The following is a 22,861-nucleotide window of genomic DNA, read 5'->3' as shown; positions in this document are numbered from 1 at the left end:
ACCCTTCGTAGTTCTTGCTCACCGTTCGTGAGGGATGTGCTCAGGGCACGACCAGCGGCACCATCGGCCGGGGCTCGGTGCTCACCGGGATCCGGTCCCGCCTGGCCAGCGTGGACGCGATCTCGTGGAACAGGGCGGAGGCGTTCTGGCCGTGGGTCGGCGCGTCGAGCATGATCGCCACCACGTACCGGGGGTCCTGGGCGGGGAACATGCCGGCGAACGTGATCCAGTAGTCGGACATGGAGTAGCAGGCGCAGGCCGGGTTGATCTGCTGGGCGGTGCCGGTCTTGCCGGCCACCTGGTAGCCGTCCACCGCCGCGTCCGGGCCGGTGCCGCGCTGCACGCCCCTGCCGTCCTGGGTGACCGCGACCAGCATCTGGCGCAGCTGCTGCGCGGTCTGCGGCGAGACCACCCGCACCGGCTCGGGTCGGGGCTCGGGCGCCCGCGCGCCGTCCGGGCCGACGGTGGCCTCGACGATCCTGGGCGGCACCCGCAGGCCGTCGTTGGCCACCGCCTGGTACATGCCGGCGAGCTGCAGCACCGTCATGGACAGGCCCTGCCCGATCGGCAGGTTGCCGAACGTGGAGCCCGACCAGGTGTCCCTGGGCGGCACCCGGCCGCCGCTCTCCCCCGGCAGCCCCACCCCGGTGCGCTGGCCGAGGCCCAGCTTGGCGAGCATGTCGGAGAACCTGTCCTCGCCGACCTTCTGCGCGGTCATCAGGGTGCCGACGTTCGACGAGCGGGCCAGCACCCCGGTCAGGGTGAACCGCTGGGTCGGGTGGTTCCAGGCGTCGTGCACCACCCGGTCGGCGACCTTGATGCTGTCCGGCACCGACAGCACCGACTGGGGTGTCTCCACGCCGGACTCCAGCGCCGCCGCCATCGTCACGATCTTGTTCACCGAGCCGGGCTCGAACGGGGTGGTCACCGCGGGGTTGCCCAGCTCGGAGGCGGTGGCGGCGGCCAGGTCGCGCGGGTCGAAGGTGGTGCTGTTGGCCAGCGCGCGCACCTCGCCGGTCTTGGCGTCCAGCACCACCGCGCTGCCGTCCTTGGCGCCGTGCGCCTTGACGTAGGCGGCGAGCTGCTGCTGCACCGTGTACTGCACGTCGGAGTCCAGGGTGAGCTGCAGGTTCGAGCCGGGGATCGACGGCTTCTCGGCGCGCTCGCTGCCGGGGATGACGGTGTTGGAGCCCTCGGCGGTGTCCACAACGCGGAAACCGTCGGTGCCGGCGAGCAGTTGCTCCTGGGCCGCCTCCAGGCCGACGATCCCGTGCAGCTTGCGCTGGTCCATGCTCCAGGAGGCGACGCCGAGGACGTTGGCCGCCAGCGGGCCGCCCGGGTACTGGCGGGACTCCCGGTCCTCCTGCGCGATCTCCGGGAACCGCTCGGCGACCGCGCGCGCCGCCGACGGCTCGACCTGCGGGACCAGGATCGCGTAGGGGCGCTCGGTGTTCAGCGCGGCGTACACCCGGCTGGCGTCCGCCCCGGTCAGCTCGGCGATGCCGAAGGCGATCTGGGTCTTGCGGGTGTCCGCGTTCGGGCCCTGCTTCTTCGAGATCTGGGCCGGGTTGGCGGTCAGCGCCTTGGCGCGGACACTGAACGCCATCGGGGTGCCGTTGCGGTCCACGATGCTGCCCCGCTCGGCCGGCAGCGGCACCTTGGTGACGCGCTGCTTGTCGCCCTCGGCGCGCAGCTCGCCGGCCTGCACGACCTGGACGGTGAGCAGCTTCAGGCCGGTCACCACCAGCAGCGCCACCAGGATCAGCCGGCCGGCGACCAGGCGCGCGCTCGGGTTGGCCCGCTTGGGGGGGCGGCGGCGGGGTGGGGCGGGACGGGACGGGGGCTTCGGGCGGGCACGGGGGGCCGCGCCCACTTCGGACGTGCGCATCACTGCCCGGTGCCACCGGACGCGGCGCGCGGGGCCGGCCCCTGCCGGGTCGGCGCGGGCGCCGTGAGCTGTTCCTCGGGCAGGCGTTGGTCAAGCTGTTCGGCCGGCTGTTGTTGGACCGGTTGCTGAACCGGCTGTTGCTGGACGGGTTGCTGCTGAACCGGCCGCTGAGCAGGGGCGGGGGTCACCGCCTGTGGGGCGGTGGCCTGGCCGGAGCCGGACGCGTTCGGCAGCGCGGGGGCGGGCGGGGCCGGCGGGGCGAGCATGGGCGGCGGCGCGGCCGCCGTGGCCGCCTTCGGGGTGCCCACGACCTGCACCGAGCCGTCCGGCATGGACACCAGCCGGGCCACGTCCGTGCTCGGCACCATGCCCATCTGCTGCGCCGCCTTGGCCAGCGCCGGGGCCGACTCCATGGCGGCGATCTCGGTGCGCAACGCCTCACCGCGCTCGGCGAGGCCCTGGGTGGCCTGCCGCGCCGCGTCCAGCCGGTACGAGTCCGCCGCGGCGGTGGTGGACAGCCACAGCGACGCGACCAGCCCCACCCCGAGCAGCCCCATCACCATCAGCACGAACCGCGACCGGGACGGCGCGACGGCGCCGGGGGTGGTGGCCAGGCGGCGCGCCCGGCCGGCCCGCTTGGCGTACGCCCGGCCGATCGCGCCGTCGGCGTCCCGAGGGGTGGGTAAGCCCGCCGACCGGCGCGGCCCTGGCTGACCGGTCGACCTGGCCGATGAGCGGCCCGCGCGGGTCCGCTCCGCCGTGGGTGCGCTCATCAGGCAGCCTCCGCGATTCGTTCTCCGGCCCGCAGCCGAACCGATGCCGCGCGCGGGTTGTCGTCGATCTCCTGCTCGCCGGCCTGCTCCGCGCCCCTGGTCAGCAGCCGCCAGCTGGGTTCGTGCCCGGGCAGCTCGACGGGCAGGCCGGCGGGCGTGCGCGACCTCGCGCGCTCCGCGAACGCCCGCTTCACCAGCCGGTCCTCCAGCGAGTGGTACGACAGCACCACCACCCGGCCGCCCACCTCGGTGGCGTCCAGCGCGGCGGGCAGCGCCTCACGCAGCGAGTCCAGCTCGCCGTTCACCTCGATGCGCAGCGCCTGGAAGGTCCGCTTGGCCGGGTGCCCGCCGGTGCGCCGGGACGCGGCCGGCACCGCCTCGTACAACAGCTCGACCAGCTCCGCGCTGGTGCGCAGCGGCGCCCGCTCCCGCCGCCGGGCCACCGCGGCCGCGATCCGGCGGGCGAACCGCTCCTCGCCGTAGTCCCGCAGCACCCTGGCCAGCTCGTCCACCGAATAGGTGTTCACCACGTCGGCGGCGGTCGGGCCGACGGTGGGGTCCATCCGCATGTCCAGCGCGGTGTCCGAGGCGTAGGAGAAACCCCGCTCCGCCGCGTCCAGCTGCAGCGACGACACCCCGAGGTCGAGCAGCACGCCGTGCACCCGCGCGATGCCCAGCCGTTCCAGCACCTCGGGCAGCTCGTGGTACACCGCGTGCACCAGGTGCCGCCGGTCGGCGTACGCGGCCAGCCGGCGCCCGGCCAGCTCCAGCGCCCGCGGGTCGCGGTCCAGCCCGACCAGGGTCAGCCCGGGGTGCGCGGCCAACAGCGCGGCGGAGTGACCGCCCAGCCCGAGGGTGCCGTCCACCAGCACCCTCGGGCCGTCGGACAGCGCGGGGGCGAGCAGCTCGAGAACCCGGTCGAGCATCACGGGGACGTGCCGAGCGCCCGGTTTTGGGAATGACTCAGACATCGGCCCCCCTCTCGCCTGGTCCACACTCCGCGCGCGTCGACCCCCCGGTGCGACGCGCGCCCGGGCCGGGATGCCCCGAGGTCTCCGCTCCCCTCCCGGCGGACCTGGCACCGGGGAAGGTGCGCCAGGGCCACCAGCAGCGGAGTGGAGGCCTCCGGACACCCGAGCCCGGGCGTCCTGCCTACGTCCACATGCCTGAGACGGCTCAGAACATGCCGGGCAGTACCTCCTCCTGCGCCTGCGCGTAGTTGTCCTCGTGTCGTTCCTGATAGGACTGCCAGGCCTGGGCGTCCCAGATCTCCAGCCGGTTGACGGCACCGATGACCACGCAGTCCTTGGACAGCCCGGCGTAGCGGCGCAGCTCGGCGGTGATCGGGACCCGGCCCTGCGAGTCCGGGTGCTGCTCGTCGGTGCCGGCGAACAGGTAACGCTGGTAGGCGCGCACCGCCTCGTTGGTGAACGGCGCCTCGGCGACCTTGCGGGCCAGCTGCTCGAACACCTCGCGGGGGAACACGTACAGACAGTGGTCCTGTCCCTTCGTGATCATCATCCCCCCTCGGAGCTCGTCTCGGTACTTCGCCGGCAACGTGATGCGGCCCTTGTCATCGAGCCGGGGTGTGTGAGTGCCGAGGAACATCGGCCTCGCCTCCCCCTGGCTCCAACGATCACCACATTACCCCACTTTCCACCACAGTCAACGAGCCGTCGCCCGATCGAAGGCCGATCTCTCACCGTTTTCCCAGCTCACGAAGGGTGGGGCGCGGTGGGGGCGGAAACGCTGCCCGGGCCGGTTCCCCACCGGCGGCCACCGAGCCGACCTGGGCAAACGCCACGGCCCCGGGCCGCGCCCGGCCGGGGAGGGAGCTCCGTGGGGAAACGTGGGGGGAGGTGTGGGGGGTGGTGTAACGGAGCCGCCCGCTACACCGGTTCGATGGACGAGGACGCTGGGTCGGGTGCCGCGCGCACCGGCGTGGTGACCCCTCTCGGGGCGTTTGACAGACTGCTTCCGGGCCGTCGGAGAAAGTAGGAGGTCGAATGACGACGACGAGCAGCCCAGCCATGCCGTTGTCCGAGCTCGCCGCCGTCACCGCTCGCATCACGGACAACGTGCAGCGGGTGATCGCCGGCAAGGCGGAGGCGATCCGGATCGCGCTGGTCACGCTGCTCTCCGAGGGACACCTGCTGGTCGAGGACGTGCCGGGCGTTGGCAAGACATCGCTGGCCAAAGCCCTGGCCCGGTCCATCGACTGCGCGGTCAGCCGGATCCAGTTCACCCCGGACCTGATGCCCAGCGACATCACCGGCGTCTCGATCTACAACCGGGAGAGCACCGAGTTCGAGTTCCGCCCCGGCCCGATCTTCGCCAACGTGGTGATCGGCGACGAGATCAACCGGGGCTCCCCCAAGACCCAGTCGGCGCTGCTGGAATGCATGGAGGAGCGCCAGGTCACCGTGGACGGCATGACCTACCCGCTCGGCAACCCGTTCCTGGTGGTGGCCACCCAGAACCCGGTGGAGATGGAGGGCACCTACGCGCTGCCCGAGGCCCAGCGGGACAGGTTCACCGCGCGGATCAGCATCGGCTACCCGGATCCGACCGCCGAGCTGGCCATGGTCGACGAGCACGCCGCCGTGGACCCGCTGACGATGCTCTCCCCCGTCTCGGACGCGCACGAGGTGCGGGCCGTGCTCGCCGCCGTGCGCGCCATCCACATCGCCCCCGACCTGCGCCGCTACGCCGTCGACCTGGCCTCGGCCACCCGGCGGATGCCCGAGGTGCGCCTGGGCGCCTCGCCGCGCGCGACCCTGCACCTGGTGCGGGCGGCGCGCGCGCAGGCCGCGCTGGCCGGGCGGGACTACGTGATCCCCGACGACCTGCACGCGGTGGCCACCCCGGTGCTGGCGCACCGCCTGGTGCTCACCGCGGAGTCGCTCACCGCCCGGCGCACCGCTCAGGACCTGGTCCGCACGCTGCTCGGCCGGGTGCCGGTACCCCAGGGGCCGGGCGCCGCCCGTGCCTGACCCGGCCGGAACCACCTCGGCCGGGCTGACCACGCTGGGCCGGTGCCTGATAGCGGCCGGGGTGGCCGCCTCGGTCTGCGCGGTCGCGCTGGACGAGCGGGACCTGCTGCGGATCGGCCTGCTGGTGCTGGTGCTGCCGCTGCTGGCGGCGCTGCTCGCGGCGCGGACCCGACTGGTGATCAAGGCCGAGCGCGAGGTGCTGCCGGCGCGGGTGTCGGCCGGCTCGGAGGTGGAGGCCCGGCTGATCGTGCACCGGCCCAGCCGGCTGATCGACACCGGGATGATGCTCACCGACGCGCTGCCCGACGCGCTGGGCGGCTCGCCCCGGTTCATCAGCCGGCCGTCCAAGAAGTCCGACCCGGCGATGGACCTGCGCTACCCGATCCCGGCCACGGTGCGCGGCGTGCACCTGATCGGCCCGCTCACCGTGCGCGTCGGCGACCCGCTCGGGCTGGCCGAGTACGAGCGCGAGCTGGCCGGGCGCAGCACGCTGACGGTGCTGCCCCGGGTCACCCCGCTGTCCGGGCTGCCCGACGGGTTCGGCAGGGGCGAGGGCGACGCCGGCAACACCGGGCTGCGCCGGGGCCTCGGCGAGCACGACGCGATGGTGCGCGAGTACCAGCCCGGCGACGCGCTGCGCATGGTGCACTGGCGCTCCACCGCGCGCCGCGACGAGCTGATGGTGCGGCTGGAGGAACGGCCGTGGCACGGCGGCGTCACCGTGCTGCTGGACCGGCGCGCCCACGCGCACCGGGGGGTCGGCGCGCAGGCCAGCCTGGAGTGGGCCATCGAGCTGGCCGCCAGCGTCTGCCAGCACCTGATCTACGCGGGCCGCCGGGTCAACCTGGTCGCGGAGAACGGGGTGATGCTCTCCACCGGCCGCGACCCCGAGGAGCTGCTGGACACCCTCGCCACGCTGCGCCCGTCCACCCAGCAGGGGCTGATCCCGCCGCCGCCCAACGGCGGTGAGCTGTTCGCGATCCTGGGCGCGGTGGACACCGATGCCGTGCAACCGCTGCTGCGCGGGGCGAACGGCGGGCACGGCCACGCCGTGTTGATGGACGTGAGCGCCTGGATCGCCCCGAACGAGACCCCGCCGCCGACCGGCATCGCCGCGCCGGCCAGGGTGCTGGCGGACGCCGGCTGGACGGCGCTGGTCGGGCGCCCGGAGCGGGACCCGGACCGGGTCTGGAACGAGTTCTGCAAGCGGCTGCCGGTGCGGCTGGGGCTCGGCCGGTGAACGGATACGATCGCCCGCCCCGGACGCCCCGGTTCGCCAGCATGCCGCGATCGTCCTGGTGGGATCGCTGGCGCGAGCGGGCGCGGGTCAGGCGGCGGTTCGCCCGCACGGCGCTGGCCTCCCCGATCGCCGCCGGGATCGCCGTGACGCTCAGCTCGACGGCGCTGGCCGGCGTGCTGGAGGGCGTGCGGTGGCTGTGGGCTGTGCTGTCCGCGGTCACCGTCGTGGTGGTGCTCGGGCTGGTGCTGCGGCGCTGCCGGGTGCCCACGGTGGCGGTGGTCGCCGGGCAGCTCGGCGGGCTGGTGCTGCTGGTCACCGGCTTGTACAGCTCGGAGCCCGTGCTGGGCGTGCTGCCCGGCCCGTACACCCTGCCCGAGCTGGGCGACAAGCTCTCCTCGGCGATCGGCGTGATCGAGGGCGGGGTGCCCCCGGTGGCCACATCCTCGGCGATGATGCTGCTGGTCGCGGCCTGTTTCGGGATCATGGCGGTGGCCACCGACGCGCTCGCGGTGGCCGGCGACGGCCCGGCGGCGGCCGGGCTGGTGCTGCTGGGCTCGTTCACGGTGTCCACGGCGCTGACGCCGGAGGCGCTGCCGGACTGGTCGCTGGCCGCCGGGGCCACCGGGTTCGCGCTGGTGCTGATGACGGAGTACCGGCGCCGGCAGGCCCGGCTCGGGATCACCCAGCCGCCGCCGCACGGGCGCCCGGACGGCCCGCTCATGCGCCGGGTCCGCGCGGTGCGGGCGGCGGGCGCGGGCGTGCCGCTCGCCGTGGTGCTCACGGCCGTGGCGCTGGTGGTGTCGCTGGGGTTGGGCGCGCTGGCCACCGTGATCGGCACCGTGGGCCGGTTCCCCGGCAACGGCGAGGGCAAGTCGGACGGCTCGGACGGCCAGTTCGGGCTCAACCCGTTCACCGCCGTGCGCGGCCAGCTCGACCGCGAGGAGCCGCGCGAGCTGTTCCGGGTGCGCGGGCTGCCCGACCGGGAGTACCTGCGCGCGCTCACCCTGAGCCGGTTCGTGCCGCAGCGGGGCTGGGAGCTGCCCGAGCGCTACAGCGGCGTCAACCTGGACAAGACCGTGCCGTCCGGGCTGCCGCAGCCGGTGCGCAACCCCACCGCCACCGTGCAGGTGGAGAACATCAAGTACCGGGACAAGTGGCTGCCGCTGATCGGCCAGCCGATGGGCGTGACCGGCGTGCTGCCCGGCCGCTGGCGCTACGACGTGAGCAGCGGCACCGCCTACGCCGACGGCCTGGTGTCCGAACCGGGCTGGACCGAGCGCGCCGCGCTGCCCGACCCCTCCGTGCGCACCCTGCAGGACACCGGCCCGAACAGCGACGTCAACCCGACCTACCTGAGCACCGGCGGCGTGGACCAGCGGATCGTGGCGCTGGCCCAGGCGATCACCCGCAACGCCCGCACGCCGTTCGAGCGCGCGGTCGTGCTCAACCGCTACTTCCTGGACCCGGCCAACGGCTTCCGCTACGACACCCGGACCCGGCCAGGGAACACCGGTGACCTGCTGCTGGACTTCCTGACCAGGGGGAAGGCCGGATACTGCGAGCAGTACGCGTCGGCGATGGCGGTGATGCTGCGGGCGGTGGGCGTGCCGTCCCGGGTGGCCGTCGGGTTCACCGGCGGCGTGCAGGTCGAGGACTACCGCTCGGTGGGCACCGCCGACGCGCACGCCTGGGTGGAGGCCAACTTCACCGGCCTGGGCTGGCTCACGTTCGACCCCACGCCGCTGCGCGACGGCCGCAACATCACGCCGAACTACGTGGCCGACGCGCCGAACGTGCCGCAGGGCCCGACGCCGCCCTCGCTGCTGGCCGCCGCCCCGGGGCCGGGCTCCGCGCAGCAGCCCCCGCCGCCCTCGCCCAACGGAAGCATCCCGCCGCCGCCCGCGCCCGGCCAGGGCCCGCAGCCCCAGGACCAGCCCAAGCCCTCGCCGAACGGACCCGAGGCGCCGCACTCGGACGGCACCGGCGGGCCGAACCAGTCGGGTCAGGGCAACCGCCCGAACGACCAGGCCGGCGCCGGCCCCGGGGGCAACCAGTCCGGCCCCGGAGCCGGCGGCAACCAGTCCGGTGCGGCCGCCGGGCCCGGCGGCGACCAGGCCGGCGGCGGCTCGAGCGGCGGCAACGACGGCACCGGCGGCGGCAAGGACGGGTCCGACGGTTCCGGTGGCGGTGGTTCCGGCGACAAGGACGGCCCTGGCAACCCGCTCGGCCTGCGGCTCAGCACCGCGCTCTGGATCCTGCTGTGGATGATGCTCGGGCTGCTGGTGCTGGTGGGACTGCTGGCCACGCCCGCCGGGCTCCGCTCGCTGGCCCGCCGGCGGCGGCTCGCCAAGGCGGCGGCCGGTGGCGCGGGCGGTGCCGATGCCGCCTGGCGGGAGCTGCTCGCCGAGTTCCAGGACCGGGGCGGCACCCCGCCCAAGAACTCCACGGTCCGCCGCACCGCCCGCCGGCTCGCGCGGACACACCGGCTCGACTCCGAGGCCGTCACCGGGATGCGCACGGTGGTCGGCGCCGTCGAACACGGCTGGTACGCCCCCCGCGCCGATCCCCGGCTGGGGCCGACGCTGGTCAAGGCGGTCGCATCGGTCCGCGCCGGCCTGGACCGCAGCACGCCGCTGACGATGTCGGGACGGCTCTGGCCCCGCTCGGTCCGCCCGAAACGGACCGGCTCACCGAGGTGATCCCGGCGGCGGTTCCGGCGTCCGTGAGCGCCGCGCTACCCGCCTCGCCGCCCGCGACGGGGTGTGCCGAAACGCGCGACTCGATGTGCTGAAACGCCCGACTCGCGGGAACTACTCCTGGTCGAAGCGGCGGCGGAAGCGCTCTTCCATCTTGCCGCCGAACTTGTTGCGCTCCGGCTCGGCGGCCTTGCCGCCCTGGGTCTTCTTGCTGGCCCCGATCGAGGTGATGGCCAGCACCGCGCCGGTCAGCATGACCATGAAGCCGACCACGCTGACCACCGGCACGTTCTGCAGCCAGATGGAGCGGATGGCCACGCCCACGACCAGCAGCACCAAGCCAAGCAGGAACAGCACCAAGCCCTGCAGGCGACGCCGCCGGGTCGGCCGACGCAGCCGGCCCGCGCGCACGGTCGACGCGAACTTGGGGTCCTCCGCGATGAGCGCGCGCTCAATCTGGTCGAGCAGCCGCTGCTCGTGCTCGGAGAGGGGCATGTCTTCGCCTCCGGCACAGGGTCGGGCGTCGGGTGCCACCCCGTGCCAGCAGCACCCAACGAGCGCCCAGAAGCGGGCGGTACTGTCGAGGATACGAGCCTCGGCAAGTTGGTACTACCCGGACCGGCAAAGTGCCGTCGAAGATACGCCACAAGGTGCTCGGCCCGACGCGGCGCCCGCCCGGATCGACGACCCGCCCCGACCTGTGCCAGAACCCCGCCGACCGGCGCCAAGTCCAGCTCAACAACGCGCGTCCGCTCCGTCCGCACCCCCCGCCACCGGCGAACCGGCACAGCACAAAGTCGCCGGATCGTGTGACAGCCGAACGGGAGCGCCCAAACCCGTGACCGGTGACGGGTCAGGCCCCCGGCGCGCGGGCCAGCACGTGCAGCCGCGCGGCCAGCACCAGCAGCTCGGGGATCCCGGCCGCCAGCTCCTCCAGCTCGCCGAGGCCGTCCGGCCCGCCCGACTCGGCATCCGACACCGCGGCCGGCGGCCAGCCCTCGAACACGCCGTCGCCCTGCACCAGCTCGACCGTCAGCCGGCCCTCGTACTCCAGCAGCCCGCGCAGCGCGGACAGGTCCAGCCGGCGCTGCAACGCGTCCGTGGGCCCGGACCGCCCCGCCGGGTCGGTGAGCATCGCCCTGGCCTGCGCCAGCCGGCCGGCGTGCACCTGCCCGAGCGCCGCCCCGTACCGGCCGGAGACCAGCACCGACACCGCGCCGCCGGGCGCCGTGGCCTCGGCGAGCTGGCGCACCGTCGCGGCCAGGTCGTCCACCACCTCGAGCAGCCCGTGCCCGAGCACCAGCTCGGCGCCCCCGGCCGGGACGGCGTCGGTGAGGGCCTGGACGTCCCCCTGGACCGCGGTCACCCGGTCCTCGACGCCGGCGTCCCTGGCCCGGCCGCGCAGCGCGGCCAGCGCGTTCGGGCTGGTGTCGACCACGGTGACCTGGCAGCCGGCGACCGCCATCGGGACCGCCCATGCGCCGCTCCCGCCGCCGGCGTCGAGCACCCGCACGGGTCGGTCACCTCGCCGCTCCCGAGCCCTGGCCAGCTCGGCGCGCAACGCCGACCGGACGGCGCTGCTCGACGCCGGCAGGCCGGACTCGGTCGACATGCCGGCGACATCGCCGTCATCGGCATGGGCCGTTCTCATCGGGCCGTCACGCGGCGGGCCAAGCACGGCCGCAGCTTAGAGCGTGTCCGGTGGAATCGCTCCAGTGATCCGGCGATCGTGATCCGGCGATGGGATGTCGGGTAGATGTCGGCCGTGGCCGGATCTGGCGGTCCCACCGGTCACACCCACGGTAGGTTGTCCACCGTGCAGGTGATCGCCGTGCTCAGCCTCAAGGGGGGCGTGGGCAAGACGACGGTGGCGCTCGGCCTGGCCGGCGCCGCCATGCAGCGCGGGCTGCGGACCCTCGTCGTCGACCTCGACCCGCAGGCCAACGCCACGGTCGCGCTGCAACCCGGCCCCACCTCGACCACCATCGCCGAGCTGCTCGACGAGCCCCGCAGGCTGGTCCTGCGCCGCGCCATCACCGCCAGCACCTGGGGCGACGACCTGGACGTCCTGGTCGGTTCGGAGGGCAACGAGCGGCACAACAACCCGAGCCCGACCGCCAAGCAGCTGCTCCGCCTGGACCGGGCGCTGAGCAGGCTGGCCCAGCAGGACGACACCGGCGACTACCCGGTCGAGGACGACTACGGCCTGGTCATCATCGACTGCCCTCCCTCCCTGGGCCAGCTGACCCGATCCGCGCTGGTCGCGGCCGACCGGGCGGTGTTGGTCACCGATCCGACGATCTTCGCCGTGGCGGGCGTGCAGCGCGCCTTCGAGGCCGTCCAGACCGAGCGGGTGCAGCACAACCCTCGGCTGCAGCCGCTCGGCGTGCTCATCAACCGGGTCCGTTCCCGCTCGGCCGAGCACGCCTTCCGCATCGCCGAGCTGCGCGAGCTGTTCGGCCCGCTGGTGTTACCGGGAGCGGTGCCGGACCGCTCCGCGATACAGCAGGCCCAGGGGGCCTGCGTGCCCATCCAGCACTGGGACACCCCGGGCGCCCGGGAGGTCTCCGCCGTGTTCAACACGCTGCTCGGGCGCATCATCCGCACCGCTCACCGACCCGGCCCGGACGCCGACATCGCCGACCCGGCCGACCCGGCCGACCGGGCCGCGGTCAGCGGGGGCAGACAAGCGAACGGCTGACCTCGATGAACTGGCCGGCCTGCCGGACCAGGTCGTCCGCCGACCGCTCGGTCACCAGGCGGGTGATGCCGGCCTCGGCGGCGGCCCTGGTCGCCGAGCCGGCCGCGAAGAAGGCCGCCCACTCGGCCAGCTCCGGCGCCACCCCGGTCAGCAGGTGCCACACGCTGCGCCCGCCCCGGCGGCGACCACCGTCGGGCTGTGCCCGCACCGCCAGCACCGCCGCGCCGGCCCGCAGCGCCGCCAGGTGCGCCTCCGCGTAGCGCCGGGACGGGTCGGCCAGCCGCTCCGCCTCGGCCAGCCCCGCCTCGGCATGGCGCAGCAGCGCCAGCGCGGCGGGGGGCGGGGGTGGATGGGCCATCGTCGGCATCCGTAGCGGCAACGTCGCAGTCATCTAGCCCTCCCTAGTCGGCGACTCGGATCAGGTCCCACACGCCGGGGCCGGCGCGCATGCGCAGCACGAACTCCTGGGCGGGGCGTCGAGGGTCCGTCGCCGACTGGGCCAGCACCCGCCAGCAGCGCAGCCGATCCCCGCCCACCGGCATCGGCGACGGGAACGGCCACGGCGACTCCTCGATCCACCGCTCCCGCACGTCGGTCACCAGGAACCGGACGCTGCCGCGCACCGGACGCCGCTGGAACTCCACGGGCTCCCCGTCCTGCCACCGCACCTGCACCGGCGTCGGATGCCTCGAACTGAAGCCGCGAGTCAGCACACCCACAGACGCCACACCTCCTCCGGCTCCGGTACGCCTGGTCCGCCACCCGGCCAGACCCACCGACATCGAACACATGTTCGACGATACCAGCGCGGCCCGCCGAATGTCACGCGCATCCCCACATCAGACGGCCCCACATCAGACGGCGCCGCGCGGACGACCCGCTTACCTGTCACGTCATCGACCCCACCGCGCCGACCTGCCACGATCGAGCAAGACATCGAGCAGGACATCGAGCAAGACCACGAACCGGACCGACCAGAAGGACGCCATGCCCGCCTACGTCATCGCCAACCTGCAAGCGGCCGACCCGCACCCGGAGATCGCCGAGTACATGGAGCGCATCACGGCCACCTTCGAGCCGTACGGCGGCCGCTTCCTGGTGCACGGCCCCGGGCGGCACGAGGTGAAGGAGGGCGGCTGGACCGGGGACATCGTCATGATCGGCTTCCCCGGGCTGGCCGAGGCGCGGGCCTGGTGGGACTCGCCCGCCTACCAGGAGATCGCGCCGCTGCGCTCCCGGCACATCGAGGGCGACATCATCCTGGTCGAAGGCGTGGCCGAGGACTACGACCCGACCCACCTCGCCGGGAAGATCCGAGCGGCCGCGCCCGCCGAGTAGCAGCGGGGACCGCCAGCCGATCTTCGTGCGGCCGGCTGGAGCGCCGAGCGGACTGCTCGCGATCGGCACGAATGTGATGTCATGGTGGCATGCCCGCCGCGCTCACCGCAGCGCCCGCCCAGCCACCGGACGCTCCACACCGGAGCGCCCAGAGGTGCCATCCGGCGGCCGCCGGATGACCGCCGCGCCACCGAGGATCCGGGTCGTCCGGTTCACCCCCAGCGAGCTCGTCGACCGGCTCGCCGAGGCGCTCGGCGTGTACGTCACGGCGATGCGCTACCCGCGCTCGGCGATCCGCCAGCGTGCCCCGCTGTGGCGCGAGCACACCTTCCGCCCCGGCTGGCGCGCGGTCGGCGCGCTGGACGAGCGCAATGTCCTGGTCGGGCTCGGGTACGGCTACCGGGGCGCGCGCGGCCAGTGGTGGCACGAGGAGGTCAGGCGCGGGCTGCTCGACGCCAGCCCCAACGGCCTGCCCTGGCTGGCCGACTACTTCGAGCTCACCGAGCTGCACGTACTCCCCCGCTCGCAGGGCGCCGGCCTCGGCGAGCAGCTGTTGCGCACCCTGCTCGCCGGCTGCGAGCAGGCCTCGGTGCTGCTCTCCACCCCCGAGCTGGACCCGGCGCGCCCGGCCCGCGCCTGGCGGCTCTACCGCAGGCTGGGCTTCGTCGACGTGCTGCGCGAGCACCGGTTCGCCGGCGACCCCCGTCCGTTCGCGGTGCTCGGCAGGTCGCTGCCGCTGCCCGGACCCGACCTCCCCCCGCTCGGCCACCCCTGAGGCAACCCACCCCCGCGTGCCGCGACACGACCTCGGGCCGGCTGCTGGCAGGATGACGGGGTGCCGCTCCCGCCCCGAAACCGTCCGCGCCGGACGGCGGCCGCGCTGATACTCATGGTGCTCGGGGTGCTGATGGTGCTCGGCGGTTGCACCCGGGTGCGGACCGCGCTGGCCGTTCAGGGCGACGACACGGTGGCCGGCGAGATCGTGATCGCCACCGCCGACGCGCCACCGCCGACCGTCACGATCCCCCCGCAGATGGCCAGCAGGGTCACCGTCACCCCCTACCACGCCGAGGGCTACCAGGGTTCGCAGCTGCAGTTCAGCGGGCTGCGGTTCGACGAGGTGAACGCGCTGGCCTCGGTGGCGCCGCAGGCCAAGGGCAGGTTCAAGTTCAACCTGCGCCGGTCCGGCAACACGGTGATGCTGAACGGGCACGTGGACCTCACCGCGCTCCCGGTCGACCGGGCCGACATCCAGCTCAAGATCGCCTTCCCCGGCGAGGTGACCAGCTCGGACGGCGAGCTGGACTCCGACGCGGTGAGCTGGGTGTTCTCCCCCGGCGAGGTCAGCGAGTTCCACGCGGTGGTCAACGCCAACGATCCGAACACGCCGTCGGTGGGTCGCTGGACGCTGCTGCTCGGCGCCGTGGTGGCCGCCGCCGCGGTCGGCGTCGTGCTGCTCGCGAAGGCGCATCGGAACCCACCCGTACGCTCCAACGGACGGGGACCCTGAGCCCCCGACCGAGGAGCGACGACATGAACACCGGGCCGATCGACGATCACCTCGTCGAGCGGGTGGACGCCACGCTGGCCGACTACCTCGCCCGCCGCCGCGAGCTGACCGAGGCGATCCACCCGGTCGTCGACGACGCCGCCGCCACGCTCGCCGGGTTCGTCAAAGGCGGCAAGCGGGTCAGGCCCACGTTCGCCTGGTGGGGCTGGCGCGGCGCCGGCGGCGACCCCGGCGGGCAGCGAGCCGAGGCCGTGCTCACCGCGATCAGCCCGCTGGAGCTGGTGCAGGCCAACGCGCTCATCCACGACGACCTGATGGACGCCTCCGCCACCCGCCGGGGCCGGCCGACCGTGCACGTGGACTTCGCCGGGCGGCACCGCGAGCACGGCTGGCTCGGGGACCCCGAGCGGTTCGGCGCGGCCGCCGCGATCCTGCTCGGCGACCTCGCGCTGGCCTGGGCCGACGACATGTTCGACTCGGCGGCGCTGCCCGAGCGGGCGCTGCGCAGGGCCCGTCCGGTGTGGGCCGGCATGCGCACCGAGATGATCGGCGGCCAGTTCCTGGACGTGTGGGGCCAGGCCACCGGGAACGGATCGGCCGAGGCGGCGCTGCGGGTGAACCGTTTCAAGACGGCCGCCTACACGGTCGAGCGCCCGCTGGAGCTGGGCGCCGCGCTGGCCGGCGCCGGCCCCGAGCTGGTCGCGGCGTACCGGCGGTTCGGCTCGGACATCGGCATCGCGTTCCAGCTCCGCGACGACCTGCTCGGCGTGCTCGGCGACCCGGCCGTCACCGGCAAGCCGGCCGGCGACGACCTGCGGGAGGGCAAGCGGACGGTGCTGATGGCGCTGGCCGGGCAGGCCGCGCGCGAGCGGCGCAACCAGACGGCGGCGGCCACCCTGGAGCGCGCCCTCGGCGACCCGGAGCTGGACGAGTCGGGCGTGGCGCGGGTCCGCGAGGTGCTGCACGAGCTGGGCACCCCGGAGGAGCTGGAGCGGCGGATCGAGCGGCTCACCGACTCGGCGCTGGCCGCCCTGGACGCCGTCGAGCTGACCCCGCCCTCGGACACCCGGCTGCCCGAGCTGGCCAGGGCGGCCGCAAGACGCTTGTCGTGAGTGAGCCCACAACGAGAAGCACCCAGCACGACCAGCGCGAACGCGCGTCAAGCCGAGCGGAGTGAGGCGCGTGTGACAGCATGGGTCACAATCCCGCCATGCGGACGATCCGGGGACCTGCCAACCATGTGGTGGTGGTCGGCGCCGGGTTGGCCGGGCTGGCCACCACGCTGCACCTGCTCGGCGCCGGCCGCTCGGTGACCGTGCTGGAGCGCGCCGACCACCCCGGCGGCCGCGCCGGCCGGCTGGACCTGCACGGACCCGCCGGCCGCTACCTGGCCGACACCGGCCCGACCGTGCTGACCATGCCCGACCTGGTGGACGCCACGCTGGCGCCGGTCGGCGAGAAGCTGGCCGACCGCGTCGAGCTGGTCAGGCTGGACCCCGCCTACCGGGCGAGCTTCGCCGACGGCTCCACGATCGACGTGCACACCGACCCGGACGCGATGGAGGCCGAGATCGCGGACAAGGTCGGCCCCCGCGACGCGGCCGGCTACCAGCGGCTGCGGCACTGGCTCACCGCCCTGTACCGCGCCGAGATCGACACCTTCATCGGCTCGAACTTCGACTCCCCGCTCGGGCTGCTCACGCCCGACCTGGCCCGGCTCGCCGCGCTGGGCGGGTTCGGCCGCTGGGGCCGGCGGATCGGGCGGTTCGTGCGCGACCCGAGGCTGCGGCGGCTGTTCTCCTTCCAGGCGCTCTACGCCGGCGTCGCCCCGCACCGCGCGCTGGCCGCGTACGGGGTCATCGCGTACATGGACACCGTGGCCGGGGTGTACTTCCCGCGCGGCGGCATGCGCGCGCTGCCCACCGCGCTGGCCGACGCGGCCACCGAGGCCGGCGCGAGGATCCACTACAACTCCCGGGTCACCGGCCTGGCCCGCCGGGGCGACCGGGCGGTCGCCGTGCGCTACCTCGACGCCGCCGGCGAACCGGCCAGGCTGGACGCCGACGCCGTGGTCCTGACCACCGACCTGCCCGCCGCGTACGCCCTGCTGCGGCGCACCCCCCGGCGGCCGGTGCGGCTGCGCTGGGCGCCGTCCGCGCTGGTCTACCACGCCGGCGGCCCGCACGGCGCCGTCAAGACCGACGACAAAGCGCACCACACCCTGTCCTTCGGCACCGCCTGGCGCTCCACGTTCGACCAGATCCAACGCCGGGGCCAGCTGATGTCCGACCCGTCCGTCCTGCTCACCCGCCCGACCGCCACCGACGCCTCGCTCGCGCCGCCCGGCCACGACCTGAACTACCTGCTCGCACCCTGCCCGAACACCACCCGCGCCGCGTTCGACTGGCCCCGGCTGGGTCCCGCCTACGTCGAGGAGCTGCTGACGGTGCTGGCCGCGCGCGGGATCAACGGCTTCGACGGCCGCGCCGAGGCCGCCCGGCTGTCCACCCCGGCCGACTGGACCGAGCAGGGCATGGCCGCCGGCACCCCGTTCTCCGCCGCGCACACCTTCGCCCAAACCGGCCCGTTCCGTCCGGCCAACCTGGTCCGGGGCTGGTCGAACGTGGTGCTCGCCGGCTGCGGCACCACCCCGGGCGTCGGGATCCCCCCGGTGCTCATCTCCGGGCGGCTGGCCGCGCAGCGCATCACCGGTCGGTAACCGAACGATCTCGCGGGTGCCCCTGGCACAACCCGCCGAAACGCCCCGTGCGAGCATAGGGCTCAAGATGACGTCCCAGCCGCAGCTGTCGACACCAGCCACCGCCGAGGATACGGAGGCGGCGCTTCGCGCTACTCCCGTCCAGGACAGTGGGGTCGGCACCACGACCGACCTGATCGAGCGCGAGCTCACCGCTACGCCGCCGTCAGAGCCCGCCCCGCCGGGCTGGTGGCCGCGGCTGGGCAGGCCCGCGCGCAAGCCGCTGCTGCTGGGGTTCCTCGGCAGCGTGGTGATGGCCGTCGGCGGCCTCGGGGCCGGCGGGGTGCTGATCCACGACCCGGTCCTGGAGGGGACGCCGCTGGTCGCGTGGCGGTTCGGGCACGGCTACGACCTCGCGGTGACGGTCACCTACATCGGACTGGCGCTGGCCGTCTGGGCCTGGGTGCTGCTCGGCCGCGACGTGCTGGCGCGCCGCGCCGGCGGGCGGGCGGTGTTGAGCAGCGCCGTGCTGTGGATGCTGCCGATGCTGGTCGCGCCGCCGCTGTTCAGCCGCGACCCGTACAGCTACCTCGCCGACGGCGCCATGGCGCTGCGCGGGATCGACCCGTACGCGGCCGGCCCCAACGTGCTGACCGGGCCGATCCCGGACAACGTGCACTGGTTCTGGCAGGACACCCCGGCGCCGTACGGGCCGCTGTTCGTCGCGCTCGCCAAGGCGGTCGTCTCGGTCACCGGCGAGAACCTGATCGTCGGCGTGATCCTGATCCGGCTGGCCATGCTGGCCGGGCTGGTGCTGTTCGTCGCCGCGCTGCCCGGGCTGTGCCGCCACCTGGGCGGACGGATGCCGGTGGCGCTGTGGCTGGCGGTGGCCAACCCGGTGATGGTCGTGCTCATGATCGGCGGTCCGCACAACGACCTGTTGGTGGTCGGCTGCATCGCGATGGGCAGCCTGCTGGTGCTCAACCGCCGGCACGCCGCCGGGATCGCGCTGGTCACGTGCGCGGCGGCGGTCAAGGCGACGGCCGGCATCGCGCTGCCGTTCCTGGTGCTGGTGTGGGCGGCCCGGCTCAGCGGCACCGAGCGCGCCCGGATCGTCAAGGCGGCCACCGCCGGCATCGCGGCCTTCCTGGCCACGTTCGCGGTCACCTCGGTGGTGGCCGGCGTCGGGCTGGGCTGGATTCCGGCCGTGCTGGCGCCGACCAACATCGTCAACTGGCTGTCGCTGCCGACCGGGGTCGGCCAGCTCACCTACACGGTGTGGAGCTGGATGTTCGGCGCCGGGAACATGACGGTGTTCATCAGCGTCGCGCGGGCCATCGGCGTGATCATCTTCCTGACGGTCGCGGTGAAGCAGTGGCTGGCCGCCCGCGGCGGTGGGCCGGACGCGGTGCGCCGGGGCGGCGTGGTGCTGATGGTGTTCGTGCTGCTCTCGCCGGCGGTGCTGCCCTGGTACTTCACCTGGGGCATGGCGATCCTGGCCGCCACCACCTGGTCCGAGAAGGGCATGACCAGGGCGATCTTCTACTCGATCTTCCTGATCATCGCGGCCTTCCCGTCCGGCGAGGTGTCGCTGTACGCGTTCGGCTACCTGATCATCGTGATGGCCGGCGCGGCGGTGGCCGCCAAGTCGCTGCGCTCGCCGGACCCGCTGCGGCTGCGTTCGCTGTGGCGGACCCGACGGGTGCCCACGGCCGGTGGCTGACCGGGCGTCCCGCGAGCTCGACGCCGCCGGCGTCGACGATCCCTCGCTGCGGGACGCCTACACCCAGGTCCGGACGCTGCACGCCGCGCACGGGCGCAGCTACTTCCGGGCGACCGGACTGCTGGCGCCGGCCCAGCGCCCGGCCGTGCACGCCCTGTACGGCTTCGCCCGGCACGCCGACGAGATCGTCGACTCGGTCACCGACGGCCGCTCCCCCGCCGAGAAGGCGGCGGCGCTGGACGAGCTGGAGACGGGCCTCAAGCGCGCGCTGGCCGGCGAGCCGGAGCCGAACCCGGTGCTGCTCGCGGTGGCCGACACCGCGCGGCGCTACCGGCTGGACCCGGGGCTGTTCACCGCGTTCCTGACGTCCATGCGGATGGACACCCACGTCACCGAGTACGCCACGTTCGCCGACCTGGACGGGTACATGCACGGCTCGGCGGCCGTCATCGGGCTGCAGATGCTGCCCGTGCTGGGCACCGTCGGTCCCCCGGCGACCGCCGAGCCCACCGCCGCCGCGCTGGGCGTCGCGTTCCAGCTCACGAACTTCCTGCGCGACGTCGGCGAGGACCTGGACCGGGGCCGGCTGTACCTGCCCGCCGACGAGCTGTCCGCGTTCGGCGTGGACCGCGAGCTGCTGCGCTGGTGCCGCCGGCGCCGCCGCCAGGACTCCCGGGTGCGCCGGGCATTGGCCCATCTGGTGGCGCGCACCTGTGCGGTCTACCGCCGCGCGGCGCCCGGCATCGAGCTGCTGGCGCCGGTCTCCCGGCCGTGCATCGCCACCGCGTACGCCCTCTACGCCGCCATCCTGGACCGGATCGCGGACGCCGACTACGACGTGCTGTATCGCCGGGTGACGGTGCCGCCCCGCCGGCGGGCCGCCGTGGCGCTGCGCGCGCTACCCGCCGCGTACACGGCCCAGCGACGGCACGGCCGCCACGGAACGGCCCGAGGACGCTCTCAGGCCGCCTAGAACGCCATCGCTTGGGCGCGCCGCTTCACCTCGCGGCCCCGGTTCGACCGCAGCGCGGCGATCGGCGTGCCGGGCAGCGAGGAGTCCTCGGCGAACAGCCAGCGCAGGATCTCCTCGTCGGCGTACCCACCGTCCCGCAGCACGGTGATCGTGCCGGGCAGGCCCTTCACCACGGCCTTGTCGACGAGGAAGTCCTCCGGGACGGCCAGCGCGCCGTCCCGCGACATCGCCAGCAGGTGACCGTCCCTGACCAGCTGGTGGACCCGGCTGACCGGCACCCCCAACCGCTGGGCGACCTCCGGGATGGACAACGCCTTCACATCGTCGGCCAGCATCACGGGCGCGACGCTTCTTTCGCTCACGCGGCACACCATGCCACAGCTCACCCATGAAATGGCAGCCTTCGTCGTGGCTCAAACTAACCGGCTGACACTCACCTCGTACCATCGCCCGCGTGGTCGCCGCGGAGCATGAGCTGACCGGGACGCTCCTGGAGGGGCGTTACCGCATCGACGAGCTGCTCGCCATCGGCGGCATGTCCAAGGTCTACCGGGGCACCGACACCCGGCTGGACAGGGCTGTCGCGATCAAGGTGATGGACGCCCAGCTCGCCTCCGACCCGTCCTTCCGGGGCCGGTTCGAGCGCGAGGCGCGGGCGATCGCGCGCATCGACCACCCGGGCGTGATCGGGGTCTACGACCAGGGCGAGCACGGCGAGCCGCCCGAGCCGCTGGTGTTCCTGGTGATGGAGCTGGTCACCGGCGGGACGCTGCGCGACGTGCTGGTGGAGCGCGGCGCCCTGGACGTCCCCTCGGCGCTGGCCGTGCTCGAACCGGTGCTCGGCGCGCTGGCGGCGGCCCACTCGCAGGGGCTGACCCACCGCGACGTCAAGCCGGAGAACGTGCTGATCAGCGACTCCGGGGCGGTCAAGGTGGCCGACTTCGGGCTGGTCACGGCGGTCGCGCACTCGCGGGCGAGCGCGGCGGGGGTGATCCTGGGGACGGTCGCCTACCTGTCCCCCGAGCAGGTCACCGGGTCCTCGGTGGACGCCCGCAGCGACGTCTACGCGGCCGGCGTGCTGCTCTACGAACTGCTCACCGGCCGGCCGCCGTACGGCGGCGAGCACGCCCTGTCCGTGGCCTACCAGCACGTGAACGAGGACGTGCCACCCCCGTCCGAGCTGGTCCCCGGCCTGCCGCCGGACCTGGACGCGCTGGTGGCCTCCGCGACCCGGCGGGACCGCGACGCCCGCCCCCGCGACGCCGAGACCCTGCTGCACGCGGTGCGGGGCGTGCGCGCCGCGCTCGGCATACCGAGGGTGGCCGTTCCGCTGCCGCACTACGGGGACGCCGCCACCGTCCCGGTCGCCGCCCGGGACCTCGAGGCCACCGAGCCCGTCTCGGCGCGGCCCCAGCACCGCCCCGGCCACCGCCCGACCCGGGCGCTGACCGCCATGACCCCCCTCGACGAGGACGAGGCCTGGGCGCCGGACACCGGCCCGGCCGACCACCAGCTGCGCCGCCGCCGGGGCCGCCGGGTGCTGGCCGCCTGGATCACCGGCGTGCTGCTGCTGGGCGTGCTGGTGGGGATCCTGGCCTGGACGGCCGGCGCGAAGGCCTGGACCGCGACGCCCGCCCTGGCCGGGCTGAAGCGGGCGGCCGCGGAGCGGGCGGTCACCGACGCGGGCCTGGTCCCGGCCGCCAGGGAGCTGCCCAACGACACGGTCCCGGTCGGCACCGTGATCGACTCCGTGCCGAAGGCGGGCTCGGAGGTCAAGCGCGGCAGCACCGTCACGCTGATGGTCTCCACCGGCCGGCCCCGGGTGCCGTTCATCCAGCCCGGCACGACGGTGCCGGAGGCCGAGCGGCTGATCAGGGCGGCCGAGCTGGTGCCCCGGTCCAGCGGCTCCACCCGCAGGTACCACCCGACCGTGCCGGCCGGCGCGGTGATCGGCACCAGCCCGGCCGCCGGCACCGAGCTGGCCTCGGGCAGCACCGTGACCGTGGTGATCAGCTCCGGCCCGCCGCCGCGCCGCGAGTTCAACCCGCGCGACATCGGCCGGGGCTGGGCGGACGAGATCGAGCGCCAGCTCGAGGACGTCCTCGGCGGCCTCCCCGGCTGACCGGGCCGCCGCCGTGATCGAGATCGGTTCGCGGGCACGCACGTTGCCCGCGCCCCCGTTCGTTGTCTGGGAGTCGCTCACGCAACCTCGTCGACCGGGGGCACGGCCTTGGCTGAAGCTGCTATCCGACGAGGTCGAACCCGAGGTCCTGGAGGCAGAGCAGCCCCATCGAGTCGTGTGGTCATCGCTGTGGCCGAGCAGACCCC

Annotated in this window: 21 protein-coding genes; 12 read left to right on the top strand and 9 right to left on the bottom strand. The window is 74.4% G+C overall.

The genetic code is table 11. The annotated features are described in order from the left end of the window. Positions 1-40: 40 nt before the first annotated feature. From N912_RS56150 to mraZ, 4 genes are all read right to left on the bottom strand, one after another. On the bottom strand, positions 41-1,888 hold the full coding sequence (locus N912_RS56150) for a peptidoglycan D,D-transpeptidase FtsI family protein (RefSeq protein ID WP_084211415.1): 1,848 nt from the start codon (positions 1,886-1,888) through the stop codon (positions 41-43). Beyond that, the gene (gene ftsL, locus N912_RS56145; protein WP_051581132.1) at positions 1,888-2,661 is read right to left on the bottom strand and encodes a cell division protein FtsL; all 774 of its coding nucleotides are present in this window, start codon (positions 2,659-2,661) and stop codon (positions 1,888-1,890) included. The genes N912_RS56150 and ftsL overlap by 1 nt, the downstream gene beginning before the upstream one ends. After that, positions 2,661-3,632: a 16S rRNA (cytosine(1402)-N(4))-methyltransferase RsmH gene (gene rsmH / locus N912_RS0132650; RefSeq protein WP_028925708.1), complete on the bottom strand. Its 972-nt coding sequence runs from the start codon at positions 3,630-3,632 to the stop codon at positions 2,661-2,663. Before rsmH ends, ftsL begins: the two co-directional genes overlap by 1 nt. Positions 3,633-3,837: 205 nt before the next feature. After that, positions 3,838-4,269 carry a division/cell wall cluster transcriptional repressor MraZ gene (mraZ, locus tag N912_RS0132645; protein ID WP_028925707.1) on the bottom strand — a complete coding sequence of 144 codons (432 nt, stop codon included), beginning with the start codon at positions 4,267-4,269 and terminating at the stop codon, positions 3,838-3,840. Positions 4,270-4,667: 398 nt separating this feature from the next. On the opposite strand from mraZ, the gene N912_RS0132640 reads away from it, so the two are divergent. The 3 genes from N912_RS0132640 to N912_RS0132630 are packed head-to-tail and all read left to right on the top strand — an operon-like array spanning position 4,668 to position 9,593. Then, positions 4,668-5,654: an AAA family ATPase gene (locus N912_RS0132640; protein WP_425415335.1), complete on the top strand. Its 987-nt coding sequence runs from the start codon at positions 4,668-4,670 to the stop codon at positions 5,652-5,654. After that, entirely contained in the window at positions 5,647-6,894 is a 1,248-nt protein-coding gene (locus tag N912_RS0132635; protein WP_028925705.1) for a DUF58 domain-containing protein, read from the top strand. Before N912_RS0132640 ends, N912_RS0132635 begins: the two co-directional genes overlap by 8 nt. Continuing rightward, positions 6,891-9,593 carry a transglutaminase TgpA family protein gene (locus N912_RS0132630; RefSeq protein ID WP_156994197.1) on the top strand — a complete coding sequence of 901 codons (2,703 nt, stop codon included), beginning with the start codon at positions 6,891-6,893 and terminating at the stop codon, positions 9,591-9,593. The genes N912_RS0132635 and N912_RS0132630 overlap by 4 nt, the downstream gene beginning before the upstream one ends. 111 nt (positions 9,594-9,704) lie before the next feature. Here the strand turns inward: N912_RS0132630 and N912_RS0132625 are convergent, their stop codons facing one another. Together N912_RS0132625 and N912_RS0132620 are read right to left on the bottom strand one after the other, a co-directional pair. After that, a complete protein-coding gene (locus N912_RS0132625) occupies positions 9,705-10,085 on the bottom strand; it encodes a DUF3040 domain-containing protein (protein WP_028925703.1) in 381 nt (126 codons plus the stop codon). A gap of 358 nt (positions 10,086-10,443) precedes the next feature. Continuing rightward, a complete protein-coding gene (locus tag N912_RS0132620) occupies positions 10,444-11,202 on the bottom strand; it encodes a class I SAM-dependent methyltransferase (protein ID WP_028925702.1) in 759 nt (252 codons plus the stop codon). A 204-nt stretch (positions 11,203-11,406) separates the two neighbouring features. Here N912_RS0132620 and N912_RS0132615 point away from each other — a divergent pair, with 204 nt between their 5' ends. Next, positions 11,407-12,291 carry a ParA family protein gene (locus tag N912_RS0132615; RefSeq protein WP_051581170.1) on the top strand — a complete coding sequence of 295 codons (885 nt, stop codon included), beginning with the start codon at positions 11,407-11,409 and terminating at the stop codon, positions 12,289-12,291. On the opposite strand, the gene N912_RS56140 is transcribed toward N912_RS0132615, so the two are convergent. Both N912_RS56140 and N912_RS0132605 read right to left on the bottom strand, forming a co-directional pair. After that, positions 12,263-12,682 (bottom strand): SAV_6107 family HEPN domain-containing protein, encoded by a 420-nt coding sequence (locus tag N912_RS56140; RefSeq protein WP_169747998.1) that lies wholly within the window; start codon positions 12,680-12,682, stop codon positions 12,263-12,265. The genes N912_RS0132615 and N912_RS56140 overlap by 29 nt on opposite strands. 10 nt (positions 12,683-12,692) lie before the next feature. After that, positions 12,693-13,010: a hypothetical protein gene (locus N912_RS0132605; RefSeq protein WP_028925700.1), complete on the bottom strand. Its 318-nt coding sequence runs from the start codon at positions 13,008-13,010 to the stop codon at positions 12,693-12,695. A gap of 268 nt (positions 13,011-13,278) precedes the next feature. On the opposite strand from N912_RS0132605, the gene N912_RS56135 reads away from it, so the two are divergent. The 7 genes from N912_RS56135 to N912_RS56125 all read left to right on the top strand — a co-directional run bounded on the left by N912_RS56135 (position 13,279) and on the right by N912_RS56125 (position 20,533). After that, a complete protein-coding gene (locus N912_RS56135; RefSeq protein WP_037067833.1) occupies positions 13,279-13,629 on the top strand; it encodes a DUF1330 domain-containing protein in 351 nt (116 codons plus the stop codon). Between the two features lie 175 nt (positions 13,630-13,804). After that, positions 13,805-14,404 carry a GNAT family N-acetyltransferase gene (locus N912_RS0132595; protein ID WP_028925699.1) on the top strand — a complete coding sequence of 200 codons (600 nt, stop codon included), beginning with the start codon at positions 13,805-13,807 and terminating at the stop codon, positions 14,402-14,404. Between the two features lie 60 nt (positions 14,405-14,464). Next, on the top strand, positions 14,465-15,139 hold the full coding sequence (locus N912_RS0132590; RefSeq protein WP_028925698.1) for an LppM family (lipo)protein: 675 nt from the start codon (positions 14,465-14,467) through the stop codon (positions 15,137-15,139). Between the two features lie 23 nt (positions 15,140-15,162). After that, the gene (locus tag N912_RS0132585; RefSeq protein WP_028925697.1) at positions 15,163-16,251 is read left to right on the top strand and encodes a polyprenyl synthetase family protein; all 1,089 of its coding nucleotides are present in this window, start codon (positions 15,163-15,165) and stop codon (positions 16,249-16,251) included. 98 nt (positions 16,252-16,349) lie between these two features. Then, complete coding sequence (gene crtI, locus N912_RS0132580) at positions 16,350-17,858, top strand: phytoene desaturase family protein (RefSeq protein ID WP_028925696.1); 1,509 nt, start codon at positions 16,350-16,352, stop codon at positions 17,856-17,858. 67 nt (positions 17,859-17,925) lie between these two features. Next, positions 17,926-19,560 carry a polyprenol phosphomannose-dependent alpha 1,6 mannosyltransferase MptB gene (gene mptB / locus N912_RS56130; RefSeq protein ID WP_084211413.1) on the top strand — a complete coding sequence of 545 codons (1,635 nt, stop codon included), beginning with the start codon at positions 17,926-17,928 and terminating at the stop codon, positions 19,558-19,560. Further along, positions 19,553-20,533, top strand: coding sequence for a phytoene/squalene synthase family protein (locus N912_RS56125; protein WP_051581130.1), 981 nt, complete (start codon positions 19,553-19,555; stop codon positions 20,531-20,533). The genes mptB and N912_RS56125 overlap by 8 nt, the downstream gene beginning before the upstream one ends. Here the strand turns inward: N912_RS56125 and N912_RS0132565 are convergent. Continuing rightward, positions 20,530-20,895 carry an Rv2175c family DNA-binding protein gene (locus N912_RS0132565; RefSeq protein ID WP_245645578.1) on the bottom strand — a complete coding sequence of 122 codons (366 nt, stop codon included), beginning with the start codon at positions 20,893-20,895 and terminating at the stop codon, positions 20,530-20,532. The genes N912_RS56125 and N912_RS0132565 overlap by 4 nt on opposite strands. Positions 20,896-20,987: 92 nt before the next feature. On the opposite strand from N912_RS0132565, the gene pknB reads away from it, so the two are divergent. Further along, positions 20,988-22,655 (top strand): Stk1 family PASTA domain-containing Ser/Thr kinase, encoded by a 1,668-nt coding sequence (gene pknB, locus N912_RS56120; protein ID WP_051581129.1) that lies wholly within the window; start codon positions 20,988-20,990, stop codon positions 22,653-22,655. Positions 22,656-22,861 lie beyond the last annotated feature (206 nt).

The sequence above is a fragment of the Actinospineispora acaciae DSM 45401 genome, from assembly GCF_000620785.1.
GTDB classification, from domain to species: Bacteria; Actinomycetota; Actinomycetes; order Mycobacteriales; family Pseudonocardiaceae; genus Pseudonocardia; species Pseudonocardia acaciae.
This window is presented reverse-complemented; position numbering and strand designations above follow the sequence as displayed.